The 15,613-nt window shown below is 72.2% G+C and carries 14 protein-coding genes; 8 read left to right on the forward strand and 6 right to left on the reverse strand.

The annotated features are described in order from the left end of the window. The first annotated feature begins 424 nt into the window (after positions 1 to 424). Positions 425 to 2,584, forward strand: coding sequence for a primosomal protein N' (locus tag ACFWY6_RS34325; protein ID WP_384698949.1), 2,160 nt, complete (start codon positions 425 to 427; stop codon positions 2,582 to 2,584). A 397-nt stretch (positions 2,585 to 2,981) separates the two neighbouring features. On the opposite strand, the gene ACFWY6_RS34330 is transcribed toward ACFWY6_RS34325, so the two are convergent. Beyond that, entirely contained in the window at positions 2,982 to 3,551 is a 570-nt protein-coding gene (locus tag ACFWY6_RS34330) for a hypothetical protein (RefSeq protein WP_384698952.1), read from the reverse strand. Positions 3,552 to 3,822: 271 nt separating this feature from the next. On the opposite strand from ACFWY6_RS34330, the gene fmt reads away from it, so the two are divergent. Together fmt and ACFWY6_RS34340 are read left to right on the forward strand one after the other, a co-directional pair. Then, positions 3,823 to 4,767 carry a methionyl-tRNA formyltransferase gene (fmt, locus tag ACFWY6_RS34335; RefSeq protein WP_384698955.1) on the forward strand — a complete coding sequence of 315 codons (945 nt, stop codon included), beginning with the start codon at positions 3,823 to 3,825 and terminating at the stop codon, positions 4,765 to 4,767. A gap of 34 nt (positions 4,768 to 4,801) precedes the next feature. After that, on the forward strand, positions 4,802 to 6,250 hold the full coding sequence (locus tag ACFWY6_RS34340) for an RsmB/NOP family class I SAM-dependent RNA methyltransferase (protein WP_384698957.1): 1,449 nt from the start codon (positions 4,802 to 4,804) through the stop codon (positions 6,248 to 6,250). On the opposite strand, the gene ACFWY6_RS34345 is transcribed toward ACFWY6_RS34340, so the two are convergent. Next, complete coding sequence (locus tag ACFWY6_RS34345; protein WP_384698960.1) at positions 6,224 to 8,428, reverse strand: MMPL family transporter; 2,205 nt, start codon at positions 8,426 to 8,428, stop codon at positions 6,224 to 6,226. The genes ACFWY6_RS34340 and ACFWY6_RS34345 overlap by 27 nt on opposite strands. Positions 8,429 to 8,560: 132 nt before the next feature. On the opposite strand from ACFWY6_RS34345, the gene rpe reads away from it, so the two are divergent. The 4 genes from rpe to ACFWY6_RS34365 all read left to right on the forward strand — a co-directional run bounded on the left by rpe (position 8,561) and on the right by ACFWY6_RS34365 (position 12,544). Further along, the gene (gene rpe / locus ACFWY6_RS34350) at positions 8,561 to 9,247 is read left to right on the forward strand and encodes a ribulose-phosphate 3-epimerase (protein WP_384698963.1); all 687 of its coding nucleotides are present in this window, start codon (positions 8,561 to 8,563) and stop codon (positions 9,245 to 9,247) included. A 158-nt stretch (positions 9,248 to 9,405) separates the two neighbouring features. Further along, positions 9,406 to 10,452, forward strand: coding sequence for a sugar-binding transcriptional regulator (locus tag ACFWY6_RS34355; protein WP_135329993.1), 1,047 nt, complete (start codon positions 9,406 to 9,408; stop codon positions 10,450 to 10,452). Between the two features lie 92 nt (positions 10,453 to 10,544). Beyond that, entirely contained in the window at positions 10,545 to 10,928 is a 384-nt protein-coding gene (locus ACFWY6_RS34360; RefSeq protein WP_384698967.1) for a barstar family protein, read from the forward strand. A gap of 173 nt (positions 10,929 to 11,101) precedes the next feature. Further along, a complete protein-coding gene (locus ACFWY6_RS34365; protein ID WP_384698970.1) occupies positions 11,102 to 12,544 on the forward strand; it encodes a GuaB1 family IMP dehydrogenase-related protein in 1,443 nt (480 codons plus the stop codon). Positions 12,545 to 12,614: 70 nt separating this feature from the next. Here ACFWY6_RS34365 and ACFWY6_RS34370 read toward each other — a convergent pair whose 3' ends face one another. Continuing rightward, positions 12,615 to 13,430, reverse strand: coding sequence for an NAD(P)H-binding protein (locus ACFWY6_RS34370; RefSeq protein WP_384698973.1), 816 nt, complete (start codon positions 13,428 to 13,430; stop codon positions 12,615 to 12,617). A 104-nt stretch (positions 13,431 to 13,534) separates the two neighbouring features. Here ACFWY6_RS34370 and ACFWY6_RS34375 point away from each other — a divergent pair, with 104 nt between their 5' ends. Beyond that, entirely contained in the window at positions 13,535 to 13,960 is a 426-nt protein-coding gene (locus ACFWY6_RS34375; protein ID WP_384698976.1) for a winged helix-turn-helix transcriptional regulator, read from the forward strand. Here the strand turns inward: ACFWY6_RS34375 and ACFWY6_RS34380 are convergent. The 3 genes from ACFWY6_RS34380 to ACFWY6_RS34390 all read right to left on the reverse strand — a co-directional run bounded on the left by ACFWY6_RS34380 (position 13,939) and on the right by ACFWY6_RS34390 (position 15,504). Next, entirely contained in the window at positions 13,939 to 15,033 is a 1,095-nt protein-coding gene (locus ACFWY6_RS34380; protein WP_384698979.1) for a GDSL-type esterase/lipase family protein, read from the reverse strand. The two genes, ACFWY6_RS34375 and ACFWY6_RS34380, sit on opposite strands and share 22 nt — an antisense overlap. A gap of 154 nt (positions 15,034 to 15,187) precedes the next feature. Further along, positions 15,188 to 15,346 (reverse strand): hypothetical protein, encoded by a 159-nt coding sequence (locus tag ACFWY6_RS34385; RefSeq protein WP_384698982.1) that lies wholly within the window; start codon positions 15,344 to 15,346, stop codon positions 15,188 to 15,190. Next, positions 15,343 to 15,504 carry a hypothetical protein gene (locus tag ACFWY6_RS34390; protein ID WP_384698985.1) on the reverse strand — a complete coding sequence of 54 codons (162 nt, stop codon included), beginning with the start codon at positions 15,502 to 15,504 and terminating at the stop codon, positions 15,343 to 15,345. Before ACFWY6_RS34390 ends, ACFWY6_RS34385 begins: the two co-directional genes overlap by 4 nt. Between the last annotated feature and the right edge of the window lie 109 nt (positions 15,505 to 15,613).

A 15,613-nucleotide genomic window follows, 5' to 3' on the forward strand; every position in this document is an offset into this window, starting at 1 on the left:
TGGGGGGCTGTGTGTTTTTAAAATCCCCCGGGCCGGGGAGGGGGGGGGGGGTATGGGGGGGGGTCTTTAACACCGGGGATACTGGATGGGGCCCGGGAACTCCTTCGGGAGAGCCGGGCCTTTGTCGTCGGCGGGCACCCGGTGGTGCGCCGTCGCGGAGCCAATGGGTTGGCGCGGCCGGTGCGGCGCTTCGTAGGGTGGTGCTCTCCCAGTCCTGGGAGAGCTGACTGTCGAGGCGCCCGGTGCGATGGTTGCGGGTACTTCCGGGAGATGACTCCCTCGCAGGTTCGAATCCTGCTGCCGGTCTTCGATCGGTATGGCCGAGTGGGCGATGGCAGAAGCGCCCTTGGTGGCGTTCGTGATCCGCGGCCGGCTTGATCTCGGGCGCCCGGCAGTGTCAGTGCGGTCTGGTAGGAATGCAGCTGTGAGCAGGGAGAACGGGTCGGGTGTGGGTGAGGGTGCCGAGAGTGGGGTGCCTGAGCCCGAGCAGCTTGCGTTGATTCGGGACAGTGTGCGCAAGGCCAAGGTGCCGCGGGCCAAGCCGCGGACGTGGCGGGGGGCCGCGGTGGCCAAGGAGTTGCCCGTGGCGCGCGTTCTTGTCGACAAAGGGGTGCTGCATCTCGATCGGTACTTCGACTATGCCGTGCCCGAGGAATTGGATGAGCAGGCGCGGCCCGGGGTGCGGGTGCGGGTGCGGTTCGGGGCCGGGGCGCGGAATGTGCGGGGCGGGCGGCGTGAGGGTGGGGGGTTGATCGACGGGTTTCTTGTGGAGCGGGTTGCCGAGTCGGACTACTCCGGGCCGTTGGCCGCCCTGGCGCAGGTCGTTTCGCCTGAGCCGGTGCTCGATGCGGAGTTGTTGGGGCTTGCCCGGGCTGTTGCCGATCGGTACGCGGGGAGCCTTGCGGATGTGCTGCAACTGGCCGTTCCGCCTCGGCATGCGCGGGCCGAGGCGCAGGAGATGGGGGAGGCCCCGGCGGCTCCCGCTGTTCCTGATGCGGGGAGTTGGCGGCGGTACGGGCATGGGGCGGAGTTCTTGGGGGCGCTTGCCTCCGGGGGTGCGCCGAGGGCCGTGTGGACCGCGCTGCCGGGGCCCGAGTGGGCCGAGGAGATCGCGCGGGCCGTGCAGGCGACGCTCGCCTCGGGGCGGGGGGCGTTGGTCGTCGTGCCCGCCGGGCGGCCTGCCGCCCGGGTCGACGCGGCGCTGACCGCGTTGATGGGGCCGGGGCAGCATGCCGTGCTGACCGCCGATGCCGGGCAGGAGAAGCGGTATCGGGAGTGGCTCTCCGTGCGGCGGGGGGCCGTGCGGGCCGTTGTCGGGACGCGGGCCGCCATGTTCGCGCCGGTGCGGAATCTGGGGCTCGTTGTCGTGTGGGACGACGGGGATGCCAGTCACAGCGATGACAACGCGCCCTTCCCGCATGTGCGGGAAGTTCTTGAGCTGCGGGCGTCGCGGGACAAGTGCGGTTTCTTGTTGGGCAGTTGGAGTTGCACCGTTGAGGCGGCCCAGCTCGTCGAGAGCGGGTGGGCCGCGCCGCTCGTCGCCGATCGTGAGCAGGTGCGGGGGGCCGCGCCGCTCGTACGGACCGTGGGGGACGGGGATCTTGCTCGGGACGAGGCGGCGCGGGCCGCGCGGTTGCCGACTCTGGCGTGGCGTGTGGTGCGGGAGGGGCTGAAGCATGGGCCCGTGCTCGTGCAGGTGCCGCGGCGGGGGTATGTGCCGCGGCTCGCGTGTGAGCGGTGCCGGGAGCCCGCGCGGTGCCGGCGGTGTGCCGGGCCGCTGGAGGCGCAGGGCAGCGGGGCCGCGCTGCGGTGCGGCTGGTGCGGGGTGGAGGAGGCCGCTTGGCACTGCGGTTCCTGTGGTGGATTCCGGCTGCGGGCGCAGATTGTGGGGGCGCGGCGTACGGCTGAGGAGCTGGGGCGGGCGTTTCCGGCCGTGCCGGTGCGGACTTCGGGGCGGGAGCAGGTGCTTGACACCGTGGCGGGGGCGCCCGCGCTGGTGGTGAGTACGCCGGGGGCGGAGCCTGTTGCCGAGGGCGGTTACGCGGCCGCGCTGCTGCTTGACGGGTGGGCCATGTTGGGGCGGCCTGATCTGCGGGCGGGGGAGGACGCGTTGCGGCGGTGGATCGGGGCGGCGTCCCTGGTGCGACCGCAGGGGGTCGGGGGGACCGTGGTGGTCGTCGCCGAGCCGACGCTGCGGCCTGTGCAGGCGTTGGTGCGGTGGGATCCCGTGGGGCATGCGGTGCGGGAGCTCGCGGAGCGGGCGGAGCTGGGGTTTCCGCCGGTGTCGCGGATGGCTGCGGTGTCCGGGGCTCCGGAGGTGCTGTCCGCGTTTCTCGCGGGGGTTGAACTTCCGTCGGATGCTGTTGTGTTGGGGCCTGTTCCGGTGCGGGATGCGGTGCCGGGGGGTGGGCGTCGGGCTGGGGGTGCGCCTGTTGGGGTGGCTTGGGAGCGGGTGCTGATTCGGGTGCCGCCGGGGAGTGGGGCCGCGCTTGCCGCTTCGTTGAAGGTGGCGCAGGCGGGGCGGATGGCCCGCGGGGCGGCGGAGCCTGTGCGGATTCGGGTGGACCCGTTGGATATCGGCTAGGCCTTGCTGTCCTCGCCGCGGTCGTCTCGCCTGCGGCGGGCCTCGCCTTCGGCGTGGGGTGGTCGGCCCCCTGCTCCGGTGCTTGCCGCCTCGCTGTATCGGTGCCCGGCAGCGGTGCGTTGTGCCCACCCGTTCCGCCGTGCGGAACGCCTGCCCACAACGCGGACGGCGGATTGTTGAGGATGGGGGGTGCGGAATGCCTGCCCACAACGCGGACGGCGGATTGTTGAGGATGGGGGGTGCGGAATGCCTGCCCGACGGGGCGGAGCGGAACGTCTGGCCGTGGTGGGGGTCCGCCGGTCGCGTACGGGCGTCGTGGTGGGTGTGGCAGAGGGCCCGCATAGCGCTGCCCCCCGCCCTCGGAAGGGGGGGGAGGCAGCTAAGTGTCAGGTATGGGCTAGCCGTTGCGGGGGCTGGGGAAGGCTGGGGGGCGGGGGTCTTCTCGGAGGGCGGAGCTGCCTGCCGTCGGCTGGGTCGGCATCGCGCGGGCGGCGGGGACCGAAGGCACGGAGGGGAGTTGCGCGCCGACCGGGACCGGTGGCCGGGCGGTCGCGGCCGCAGCCGCGGTTGACGGTGCTGCCTCCGTGGCGCGCTCCGCCTCGGCCGCCGCCTGCGTCGTGGCCCTGCGGGCTCCGTAACGGCGGTGCACCGCCTGCTTGGTGACCCCGAGGGCCGAGCCCACCGCGTCCCACGAGAAGCCCAGCGAGCGGTCGAAGTCCACTGCCGCGGTGACCAGCGTCTCGACGCTGTCCCGCAGTTCCTGGGCGAGGCGGACGGTCGGGGCGGGGGCCCGCCCGTACACGACGAAGCCCGCGGACGGGCTGGAGCGGCGCGGGCGGTAGACGTTGCCGAGCTGGGCGGTGAGGGTGCGCAGTGCGTCCACCTGCCGGCGGACCCGCTCGATGTCCCGCACCAGGAGGTGCAGGCTGGCCCGTGCCTGGGCGTCGTGGGTTGCGTGGTCGGCCATGAACAAGCCTCTCGAACCGGCGTTGAAAAAGGATTCGGGCCGCATCCGCGGCCCACTGTGGTCAACTCTTTCTTGACCAACGCGCTAGCTCGTGTGGGGTCACGGTGCAGGGGCGTATGCGCATATGCACAGGGCGCGCGTCCATGCGTACGCCCCCGGGAGGGGAACGGCCACGGCCCGGGCGGGCGCCCCGAGGAGAGCGGTCAGGGAGCGCGGCTCATAGACTGGTGCGCTCCCGTCACGTTCCCGCCCGAGAGGCCGACAGCCACCGATGAAGCTCGTCTTCGCAGGCACCCCCGAAGTCGCCGTCCCCGCCCTGGACGCCCTGATCGCCTCCGGTCGGCACGAGGTGGCCGCCGTCGTCACGCGCCCCGACGCCCCGGCGGGCCGCGGCCGCAGGCTCGTCGCGAGCCCGGTCGCGCAGCGCGCGGAGGAGGCCGGCATCGAGGTCCTCAAGCCCGTGAAGCCGCGTGACGAAGCGTTTCTGGCGCGGTTGCGGGAGATCGCGCCTGACTGCTGCCCTGTCGTCGCGTATGGAGCCCTGCTGCCTCAGGTGGCCCTGGACGTTCCGGCCCGCGGCTGGGTCAATCTGCACTTTTCGCTGCTGCCCGCCTGGCGCGGCGCCGCGCCCGTGCAGCAGGCGCTGATGGCGGGGGACGAAATCACGGGTGCCTCCACCTTCCTGATCGAGCGGGGGCTGGACTCCGGGCCGGTGTACGGGACCGTCACCGAGGTCGTCCGGCCCACCGACACCAGCGGTGACCTGCTCACCCGCCTCGCCTTCGCGGGCGCGGGGCTGCTCGCCGCCACCATGGACGGCATCGAGGACGGCTCCCTGAAGGCCGTGCCGCAGCCCGCCGACGGCATTACCCTCGCGCCGAAGATCACCGTCGAGGACGCCGAGGTGGACTGGGCGGCCCCGGCCCTGCGCGTCGACCGCGTGGTGCGCGGCTGCACGCCCGCGCCCGGCGCCTGGACCGTCTTCCGCGAGGAGCGGCTGAAGATCATCCAGGCCGCGCTCGCCCCGGACCGCACCGACCTGGCGCCCGGTGAGCTCTTCGCCGCCAAGAACAATGTGTACGTCGGCTCCGGTTCGCACGCCGTGGAGCTGCTCTGGGTCCAGCCGCAGGGCAAGAAGCCGATGCGCGGCGCTGACTGGGCGCGCGGGGTGCGGATCGCCCCGGGCGAGCGGGTCGGCGCCACCGACGTACGCTGAACGAATACGCCTCATCACCATCAGCGGAGCACCTTTGAACGACCAGCCAGGCCGGCCTCCCCGCAAGCAGGGGAAGCCCGGCAAGCCCCACCGCCGTCCCAAGAAGGACCCCGTCCGCTTCCTCGCCTTCGAGGCGCTGCGGGCCGTGGACGAACGTGATGCGTACGCGAATCTCGTCCTGCCGCCGCTGCTGCGCAAGGCACGGGACAAGGGTGACTTCGACGCGCGTGACGCGGCGCTCGCCACCGAGTTGGTCTACGGGACGCTGCGCAGGCAGGGAACGTACGACGCGATCGTGGCGGCCTGCATCGACCGGCCGCTGCGGGAGGTCGATCCGCCGGTCCTGGATGTGCTGAACATGGGGGTGCATCAGCTGCTCGGGACGCGCATCCCGACGCACGCCGCGGTCTCCGCCTCCGTCGAGCTCGCGCGCGTCGTCCTCGGCGACGGGCGGGCCAAGTTCGTCAACGCGGTGCTGCGCAAGGTCGCCGCCGACGATCTCGACGGGTGGCTGGAGAAGGTCGCGCCGCCCTACGACGAGGACGCCGAGGACCATCTCGCCGTCGTCCACTCGCACCCCCGCTGGGTCGTCTCGGCGCTCTGGGACTCGCTGGGCGGCGGACGCGCCGGGATCGAGGACCTGCTCGAGGCCGACAACGAACGGCCCGAGGTGACGCTCGTGGCCCGACCCGGCCGCTCCACCGCCGACGAACTGCTCGACTCCGTCGGCGAGGAGTCCGCGCTGCCGGGCCGCTGGTCGCCGTATGCCGTGCGGCTCAGCGAGGGCGGCGAGCCCGGCGCGATCGGGGCCGTGCGCGAGGGGAACGCGGGCGTTCAGGACGAGGGCAGCCAGCTCGTCGCCATCGCACTCGCGAACGCCCCGCTGGAAGGGCGCGACGAGAAGTGGCTTGACGGCTGTGCCGGGCCCGGCGGCAAGGCCGCCATGCTCGCCGGTCTCGCCACGCAGCGCGGCGCGGCCCTGCTCGCCGCCGAGAAGCAGCCGCACCGGGCCCGCCTCGTCGCACAGGCGCTGCGCGGCAACCCCGGCCCGTATCAGGTCATCGCCGCCGACGGCACCCGGCCGCCGTGGCTGCCCGGCACCTTCGACCGGGTCCTGATGGACGTGCCCTGCACCGGACTCGGCGCGCTGCGCCGCCGCCCCGAGGCCCGTTGGCGGCGTCGCCCTGAGGACCTCGACGGCTTCGCGCCGCTGCAACGCGGGCTGCTGCGCACGGCGTTGGAGTCCGTGCGCGTCGGCGGCGTCGTCGGCTATGCGACCTGTTCACCGCATCTGGCGGAGACGCGTGCCGTCGTGGACGACGTACTGAAGCACCTTGACGGTGCCGCGGCTGCCGAACTCATCGACGCGCGCCCGCTGTTGCCCGGCGTACCGGCGCTGGGCGACGGACCCGACATCCAGCTGTGGCCGCATCTGCACGGCACGGACGCGATGTACCTAGCGCTGATCCGGCGCACCGCCTGAGCCTGCTTCCGCCGCCTGAGCAGGGGCCGCCGGGTCCTTGCTCAGGGGGTGCGGCCACCACACCTTCGGGCCCACGTCCAGGAACAACGCGGTGACCAGGACGGACCGCACGATGAAGGTGTCGAGCAGGACGCCGAGTGCGACCGCGAAGCCGATCTCGGCGAACGCCACCATCGGGAGCGTGCCGAGCGCGGCGAAGGTGCCCGCGAGGACGAGGCCCGCCGATGTGATCACCGCGCCGGTCGCGGCGAGGCCCGTCAGCACGCCCGCACGGGTGCCCTGGTGGCCCGCTTCCTCACGGATACGGGTCGACAGGAAGATGTTGTAGTCGATGCCGAGCGCCACCAGGAACACGAAGACGAAGAGCGGGAAGTCCGTCGACTCGCCCGCGTAGTCGAAGACGTACCGGAAGGCGAGCGCACTGAGGCCCAGCGCGGCGGAGAAGGACAGCACGACCGTCCCGATCAGCAGCAGTGGCGCGACAAGGGCCCGCAGCAGCACGCAGAGGATCAACAGGACGACCACCAGGACGAGCGGGATGACCAGCTTGTTGTCGTGGGTCGTTGCCTTGTCCATGTCCAGGAGGGCGGCCGTGCCGCCGCCCACCATCGCGTCCGCGTCGGGCACGGCGTGCACCGCGTCGCGGACCCGCTCCACGGTCTGCTTGGCGGCCTCGCTGTCGGCCGGGTCGGTCGGGGTCGCCTCGAACAGGACCCGGCCGTCGGCCTCTGCCTTCGACCCCGGTGGCACGCCGATGCTCGCCGGGTCGACGCCGGGTGTCGCTGCGACGGCGCGGCCCACCGCCTCGCCCTGGCCCGTGTTCGCCACGATCACCAGTGGGTCGCCGCTGCCCGCGGGGAAGTACTCGGCCTGCACCTCCTGGCCCACGATCGAGTCGGGCTTCTCCGTGAACGAGTCCGCGTTGCTGAGCCCCTCGGCCCGCAGCTGCGTCAGACCGAACGCCATCGCCGCCAGGGCCACCGCCGTGACCGTCCAGGTCAGCCGGGGCCGGTGGGCGATACGGGCGCCCGTGCGGGCCCAGACGCCGTGCTCGGTGGGCTCGTCCGAGCCCACGTGCGGGATCAGCGGCCAGAAAAGCCACCGGCCGCAGACCACCAGAAGGGCGGGGAAGAGCGACAGCATCGCGAGGAGGGCGACCGCGACGCCGATGGCCGCGACGGGGCCGAGGCCCCGCGTCGAGTTCATGTCGGCGGTCAGCAGGACCAGCATGCTCAGGACGACCGTGGCGCCCGACGCGATGACCGCGGGCCCCGCCCGGTGCAGCGCGAGCTGCATCGCCTCGTGCCGGTCGTCGTGGCGGCGCAGCTCCTCGCGGTACCGGGCGACCAGGAGCAGGGCATAGTCCGTCCCCGCGCCGAAGACGAGGACCGTGAGGATGCCGGCGCTCTGGCCGTTGACCGTCAGGCCGCCGTACTCCGCCAGGAGGTAGATCAGCGCCTGCGCCGCGAACAGCGAGACGATCACGGAGATCAGTGGCACCAGGAGCAGGATCGGGCTGCGGTACGTGATCAGCAGGATCACGATGACGACGGAGCCCGCCGCGATCAGCAGCGTCGAGTCGATGCCCTCGAACGCCTCGGAGAAGTCCGCCGACGTGCCACCGGGCCCGGTGATGTGCACCGCGAGCCCGTCCGAACCCTCGCCGACGTCCTCGCGGATGGAGTCGACGGCGGGCCCGATCCGCTCCCAGCCCTTCTCGTCCATCGTGATGGGTACGAAGATCTGGGCCGCCTCGGCGCTGTTCGGGTCCTTGGTGTCGAAGACGGGGCCGCGGGTCTCCGCGCCGCGGATGCCGTGGTCGCTCAGCTGCTTGAGCTCGCTGACGTCCTTGGTGATCTGCGCGCGGTCCTGCGCGGTCAGGCCGCCCTCACGGGCGTACACGACGACCGCGGGAATCTGCTCCGGCCTGAAGTCCTCGGAGATTTCCAGGACTTGGGTGGACTCGGCGGAGCCGGGCAGCCAGGACGAGGCCTGGTTGTCCTGGGCGTCCGTCAGCTTCTGGGCGAGGGGTGCCGCGACGACGATCACCACCAGCCAGAACAGCACCACAAGCCACTTGGTGCGCTTACCGCACACCAGCCAGGCCACACCGCGGCCCGCCGGGCGCTGTCCTTCCGGCCGTGCTCCCGGCTGCTTGTCCGTCCGCTCGTCCGGCATGGCTACCCCCGCTGCCCCGCGTCGTGCCGGTGGACCGAACAGCATGGCACGCGGTCCATGGTCAAGAGGGCCTCTCCGCTCACGCTACGGACGGCGGTGAGCAACGGGCGCCGGGCATGGCAGGCTTGGGGCATGGCCGTGCAGATCAACCCCAGCATCCTGTCCGCGGATTTCGCCCGTCTTGCCGAGGAGGCAAAGGCGGTCGAAGGTGCCGACTGGCTCCATGTCGACGTCATGGACAACCACTTCGTCCCTAACCTCACCCTGGGGGTGCCGGTCGTAGAGTCTTTGGCCCGTGCGACGGAGACGCCGCTGGACTGCCATCTGATGATCGAGGACCCCGATCGCTGGGCTCCCCAGTACGTCGAAGCGGGCGCCGGATCCGTCACCTTTCACGCGGAGGCGGCTGCCGCGCCCGTCCGCCTGGCCCGTGAGATCCGCGCCAAGGGCGCCCGCGCCTCCATGGCGCTGAAGCCCGCGACGCCCATCGAGCCGTACGAGGACTTGCTCCCCGAGCTCGACATGCTGCTCATCATGACGGTCGAGCCCGGATTCGGCGGTCAGGCGTTTCTCGACATCATGCTGCCGAAGATTCGCCGGACCCGCGAGTTGATCAGCAAGCACGGTCTCGAGCTCTGGCTCCAGGTGGACGGCGGCGTCTCGGCGGCGACCATCGAGCGCTGCGCCGACGCGGGAGCCGACGTCTTCGTCGCCGGTTCCGCCGTCTACGGCGCGAAGGACCCGGCAGCGGCGGTACGTGCATTGCGCAGCCAAGCGGCCGACTCGACCGCGGCGGCGGCATGGGCATGCGGCCACTGAGCCACGGGAACGTGAACGCAGTCCTTCAGGGCTGATCAAGCACGCCGGATCTGCAAGGATGAACGGCGAACCCGGGTTGCGCTGCGGCAACGCGCTCGAAACCGCAGCAACACGTGTGAAGCCGCAGAAATGCGTGTGAATGTGTGAACGACAATTGAGTGAATGACAGTGAGGAGATCGTCGTGTCGACGGGCGGCCGGTCAGCCATGCGGATGGGACCCGCGGAGCTGGTGCAGGCGGCGGCCATGGCCCGCCGCTTCTATCTCGAGGGCAAGTCCAAGATCCAGATCGCGGAGGAGTTCGGCGTCAGCCGCTTCAAGGTGGCCCGGGTCCTTGAGACCGCGCTCGAGCGTGATCTCGTACGGATCGAGATCCGTGTGCCCGCGGAGCTGGACGCCGAGCGCTCGGACGCGCTGCGCGCCCGCTACGGCCTGCGGCACGCGGTCGTCGTGGAGTCGCCGGCTCCCACCGAGGAGATCGACGATTCCCCCGACCCCGAGAACCTCGGCGAGGTCGCGGCCGATCTGCTCGGCGAGCTGGTCACCGAGGGCGATGTGCTCGGCCTCGCGTGGGGCCGCTCGACCATCCACATGGCGGCCGCGCTCGACCAGCTGCCGCCGTGCACGGTCGTGCAGTTGACGGGTGTGTACGACGCCGGGACCGCCGAGCGCGGTTCGGTCGAGGCCGTGCGGCGGGCCGCGCAGGTCTCCGGCGGCGAGGCCCACCCGATCTACGCGCCGATGCTGCTTCCCGACCCGGCCACGGCCGCCGCGCTGCGGAACCAGACCGGGATCGCGCGGGCGTTTGAGTACTTCGACAAGGTCACCGTCGCCGCCGTCTCCATCGGCTCCTGGGAGCCCGGTATCTCGACGGTGCACGACATGCTGTCCGACGAGGAGCGTGCGCATTACGCCTCGCTGGGTGTGGCCGCGGAGATGTCCGCGCACCTTTTCGACGCCGAGGGGCGTCGGGTGGGGCGGGACCTGGGGGAGCGGTGCATCACCGTTGAGGCGGACCGGCTTCGGCGGATTCCTGAGGTCGTGGCGATTGCCGGGGGGCAGCGGAAGGCTGCTGCCATCGACGCGGTGCTGCGGTCCGGGCTTGTGACCAGCCTCGTCACGGATACCGCTGCCGCCGATCAGTTGTTGGTCATGGGGCCGACGCCGCATCCTGCGTTGGATCGGGCGGATCCGGACGGCAGTTGATTTCGCCGCGGGTCGTGGGGGCTGGTCGCGCGGTTCCCCGCGCCCCTTACGGGGCGCCATGGCAGCATCTGGCCCATGGAGGCGGTACCGAGATGACGTCCGAACCGCTCGTTCCCCTGCTCGACGCCGCGCGCGGCGCCGGGCTGAGCACCGTCTCGCTCGATCTGAGCGGGGTGAGCGACAAGCGCGGCTTCATGGGCCGCTGTGCCCGCGCGCTCGATCTGCCCGACTGGTTCGGGCACAACTGGGACGCGCTCGCCGACTGCCTCACCGACCTGCCCCGGGTGCCGTCCACGCCCGGCCTCCTGCTGGTCGTCTCCGGCTGGCAGGCGTACGCGCAGGCCGCGCCCCAGGAGTGGATCGTCGCGCAGGAGGTGTTCAGCGACGCGGTGGCGTACGCGCGTGAGCGGAGCACCGGCCTGGAGATCATTCTCGCGTTCGGGCCCGCGGCCGCCACGGAGCGTGGCGGGGCGTGAGCCGAGCGTTCCGCTTGTGCGGGTCGCTTGGACGATCCGACCAGGGGTCCCGTGACCTGCCTGGGTGATCATCCCAGGCGGTTCGACCCCTGCGGCATGGGACACTGAAGTACGTGCTTTTCCCCCGGCTAACTGTCCGGGGGCCACCTCTGATCGACTGGGATGAGCAGCACGTGCGCTTCCTCAATGACATCCAGCCTGCGTACGACCTGACGTACGACGACGTCTTCATGGTGCCGAGGCGCTCCGCCGTCGGCTCACGTCAGGGCGTAGACCTTTCGTCGCCGGACGGCACGGGCACCACGATCCCGCTGGTCGTCGCCAACATGACCGCGATCGCCGGCCGCCGCATGGCCGAGACCGTCGCCCGCCGCGGTGGTCTCGTCGTGATCCCGCAGGACATTCCGATCGAGGTCGTCACCGACGTCATCGCCTGGGTCAAGACGCGCCACCACGTCCTGGACACCCCGATCGTGCTGGCCCCCCACCAGACCGTCGCGGACGCGCTGGCCCTGCTGCCCAAGCGCGCGCACAACGCCGGTGTCGTCGTGGACGAGGACCAGAAGCCGGTCGGCGTCGTCACCGACACGGACCTGAACGGCGTGGACCGCTTCACCCAGCTCACCGAGGTCATGTCCAGGGACCTCGTGCTGCTCGACGCGGACATCGACCCCCGTGACGCCTTCAACAAGCTGGACCACGCGAACCGCCGCTACGCGCCCGCCGTGGACAAGGACGGCCGCCTGGCCGGCATCCTGACCCGCACCGGCGCCCTGCGCGCGACCCTCTACTCGCCCGCCCTCGACGCCGACGGCAAGCTGCGCATCGCCGCCGCCGTCGGCATCAACGGCGACGTCGCGGCCAAGGCCAAGCAGCTCCTCGACGCGGGCGCCGACACGATCGTCGTCGACACCGCGCACGGCCACCAGGAGTCGATGATCGCCGCGGTCAAGGCCGTGCGCGGACTCGACCCGCAGGTGCCGATCGTCGCGGGCAACATCGTCGCCGCCGAGGGCGTCCGGGATCTCATCGAGGCCGGTGCCGACATCATCAAGGTGGGCGTCGGTCCCGGCGCCATGTGCACCACGCGCATGATGACCGGCGTCGGCCGGCCGCAGTTCTCCGCGGTGCTCGAATGCGCCGCCGAGGCCAAGAAGTTCGGCAAGCACGTGTGGGCCGACGGCGGTGTCCGTCACCCCCGTGACGTCGCGATGGCGCTGGCCGCCGGTGCGTCGAACGTCATGATCGGTTCGTGGTTCGCGGGTACGTACGAGTCCCCGGGCGACCTGCAGCAGGACGCCAACGGCCGCCTCTACAAGGAGTCGTTCGGCATGGCGTCGGCGCGTGCGGTGAAGAACCGCACGAGCGAGGAGTCGGCGTACGACCGTGCCCGCAAGGCGCTGTTCGAGGAGGGCATCTCGACCTCCCGGATGTTCCTCGACCCGGAGCGTCCCGGTGTCGAGGACCTGATCGACTCGATCATCGCCGGTGTCCGTTCCTCTTGCACGTACGCCGGTGCGGGCTCGCTCGAGGAGTTTGCCGAGCGGGCGACCGTGGGCGTGCAGAGCGCTGCCGGTTACGCGGAGGGCAAGCCGCTTCACGCCAGCTGGAGCTAGGTGCTCCGGGGGAACTGCGCTTGTTCGGCTGCGGGTCGGCCGTGGCCGGTCGCGCAGTTCCCCGCGCCCCTCAGGAACCCTGCAGTGCGGCCCTGTACGCCTCGATCGGCGGGCGGGGCTGCCTGCCCAGCAGGGTGCGCAACGCGCCGCGGTCTTCGATGGCCGTGCCGTCCAGGAAACCACCGGCTATCGCCGAGTACGTGCTCAGGAGCATCGGCACCTGGAAGGGCAGTGCCTGGCCGGCCGCGGTGATCGCCTCGCGGGTCGCGGCGAGGGTGCCGGGTTCGTACGAGCCGTTGAGTGCCGCGGCCAACTCCTCGCCGCCCAGGGGCTGTTCGCCGACGAGTTCGTAGGTGCGGCCCGCGTGCAGGGACGGATCCGTCGCCACCCGGACCGCGGCCTCGGCCAGGTCGTCGCGGGCCACGGCTGCGAGTCGGCCATCGCCCAGGGGCGCGGCGATGGTGCCGTCGGGGCCCGGTGCCGCGATGGCGGCAAGGAACTCCGCGTACAGGCCGTTGCGCAGCACCGTCCAGTCGAGCGAGGAACGGCGCAGTCTGCGTTCCGTCCAGCGGTGCGCGAGCGCGTACGTCAGGTGGTCGCCGTCGCCGCTGAGGCTGGTGTAGACGAGGTGCCGCACACCCGCCTTCTCCGCGGCCGAGATGGCGGCCTCGTGGCGGGCGACGACCACGTCGTCCTCGGCGGCCCCGGCGGAGATGACCAGGAGCGTGTCCACGCCGCCGAAGTCCAGGGACCCCGGATCGTCGAAGTCGACGCGGCGGCCGCCGGGAGCGGGGTGGCGGCTGCCGATGACGACGTCGTCGCGGCCCGCGAGGCGGGCGGTGACGAGCTTGCCGAGGGCGCCCGTGGCGCCGGTGATCATGAGCATGGGAAGGTTCCCCCGCGGTGAGTGGTTGCGCTGGTGTCCGGCCCGGTGGCCGGGCCTGTGACCATGGTGATCGGCGGCGCGCGGCCGCGTAAGGAGGCACTTTCATGTCAGCAGGGCACACGGCGGTAACCACCCCGCCGGCTCCTGAGGCGGTCGTCGAGCCGGTGATCAGCTGTGAGACCCCGCAGGACGAGTGCGGGGTGCGGGACGTCCTGGACCGGCTCGGCGACAAGTGGTCCGTGTACGTGGTGGTCGAGCTCGCCTCGGGCGTCCTGCGGTTCAAGGAGCTGCAGCGCCGGATCCACGGCGACATCTCGCAGCGGATGCTCACGCTCACCGTGCGCCGTCTGGAGCGCGACGGCTTGGTCAAGCGCACGGTCTACCCGACGATTCCGCCCCAGGTCGAGTACGAGCTGACCGAGATGGGCCACAGCCTCACCCACCTCGTCAAGGCACTCGCCGACTGGTCCATCGACCACCGCCCGGCGATCGCCGCCGCCCGCGAGTCCTACGACGCCGTCCAGGGCTGACCGCGGCGCAGGGCCGCCGCCACCGCGTCCGCGAGCAGGCCGTGGCCCGCGTCCCCCGGATGTACGCCGTCCACCAGATGCCGGGATTCGAGGAGACCGCCGCCGGGGAGCAGCGCGGCCCCCGCGTCCCCGGCCGCCCGTTCCACCGCGGAGCGCAGTTCGCCGAGCGTGGCGCCCAGGGCGTTCGGCAGCGACTCGGCGTCCGGGCGCAGCACGGGGGAGAGGACGAGGAGGGGAACCCCCGGGTGCCCCTGGCGCACCAGGGTCAGGAACGCCCGCGTCGTCTCGTGGAGCAGCGCCGCCGAATGCGGCGTACGGGACCAGCAGTTCGTGCCGAACGCGACGGTGATCAAGTCGGCCCGCAGGGAGGCGAGTTGCTGCGCGGACGCCAGTTCGCCGCGCGCCGCTCCCGCGTATCCGAGGTTCACCGTGTCCAGGCCGAGCGCCCGTCCGGCGAGCGCGGGCCATGCAAGATGGGGGCGCGACGCCGACCAGCCCTCCGCGATGGAATCGCCGTAGACGAGCCAGCGCGGTCGCCGTGCGGCGGGCTCGATGGTGCCACCGCCGACGGGGCGGAGGTCGGTGAGGGTGGGGCGCAGCGTCTCCGGCAGATGGAGGGTGAAGTCCCCATCCGGGTAAGGGAGTTCGATCCGCGCCACGTGCGAGCCCGGTGCCGCGGGGGTGTCGAAGGCGGTCTGTGCGCGGCCGCCCGGCGGCGTGGGCGTGCCTGCGGCCCGCGCGGGCGCGTCCTGCTGCGAAGGCGTGCCGACGGCTTCCGTGCCGCTGCCCCGTCGCGCGGGGACGGGGGCGCCCGCCTCCTCGCGGGAGTCCGCGAGCAGCGTGAAGACGGGCGGCGCGCTGCCGTACGAGTCCGTATCCGAGGGAGACGAGGCGACATACTCCACCTCCACCGCCCGCACCCCACGCGCGCTGAACTCAAGCCGCACTCCGGCCGGGAGGCCCGCCCGCTCCCAGGTGTCGCCGGGCAGCCGGTCCCGGTCGGCGGGGTCGGCGCGCAGCACACGGCCGCCGTCCGGCGACCACCATGCGGTGCCCCGCGTGAACTCCCTCATCGTGCACCGCGGGTGGTGAGCTCAAGGCGTACTCCGGCCGGGTGGCTGGCTCGTTCCCGGGTGTCGGCGGGCAGCTGGTTCTGGTCGGTGGGGTTGGCACGCAGCGCGCGGCCGCCGTCCGGTGACCACCATGGGGTGCCCCTCGTGAACTGCCTCACTGTGCGCCGTCCGCGGTGAACTCGAGCCGTACTCCGGCCGGGAGGTCCGCCCGTTCCCGGGTGTTGCCGGGCAGCCGGTCCTGGCCGGTGGGGTTGGCGCGCAGCGCACGGCCGTTCGGTGACCACCGTGCGGCGCCCGGTGTGAACTCCTTCACCGCGCACCGCCCGCGGTGAACTCAAGCCGCGCTCCGGCCGGGTGGCTGGCTCGTTCCCGGGTGTCGGCGGGCAGCTGGTTCCGGTCGGCCGGGTCGGCGTGCAGCACACGGCTGCCGTCCGGTGACCACCATGCGGCGCCCCGCGTGAATTCCTTCACCGTGCACCGCGCGTGGTGAACTCAAGCCGCGCTCCGGCCGGGTGGCTGGCTCGTTCCCGGGTGTCGGCGGGCAGCTGGTTCCGGTCGGCCGGGTCGGCGTGCAGCACAC

Origin of the sequence: Streptomyces sp. NPDC059037, assembly GCF_042740015.1 — a bacterium.
Lineage (GTDB): Bacteria > Actinomycetota > Actinomycetes > Streptomycetales > Streptomycetaceae > Streptomyces.

Bases quoted from the DNA above. Each gene is read 5' to 3' on its own strand.
- ACFWY6_RS34330 (WP_384698952.1), bottom strand. From the start codon at position 3,551: ATGGCCGACCACGCAACCCACGACGCCCAGGCACGGGCCAGCCTGCAC.
- fmt (WP_384698955.1), top strand. From the start codon at position 3,823: ATGAAGCTCGTCTTCGCAGGCACCCCCGAAGTCGCCGTCCCCGCCCTG.
- ACFWY6_RS34345 (WP_384698960.1), bottom strand. From the start codon at position 8,428: ATGCCGGACGAGCGGACGGACAAGCAGCCGGGAGCACGGCCGGAAGGA.
- rpe (WP_384698963.1), top strand. From the start codon at position 8,561: ATGGCCGTGCAGATCAACCCCAGCATCCTGTCCGCGGATTTCGCCCGT.
- ACFWY6_RS34360 (WP_384698967.1), top strand. From the start codon at position 10,545: ATGACGTCCGAACCGCTCGTTCCCCTGCTCGACGCCGCGCGCGGCGCC.
- ACFWY6_RS34370 (WP_384698973.1), bottom strand. From the start codon at position 13,430: ATGCTCATGATCACCGGCGCCACGGGCGCCCTCGGCAAGCTCGTCACC.
- ACFWY6_RS34375 (WP_384698976.1), top strand. From the start codon at position 13,535: ATGTCAGCAGGGCACACGGCGGTAACCACCCCGCCGGCTCCTGAGGCG.
- ACFWY6_RS34380 (WP_384698979.1), bottom strand. From the start codon at position 15,033: ATGAGGGAGTTCACGCGGGGCACCGCATGGTGGTCGCCGGACGGCGGC.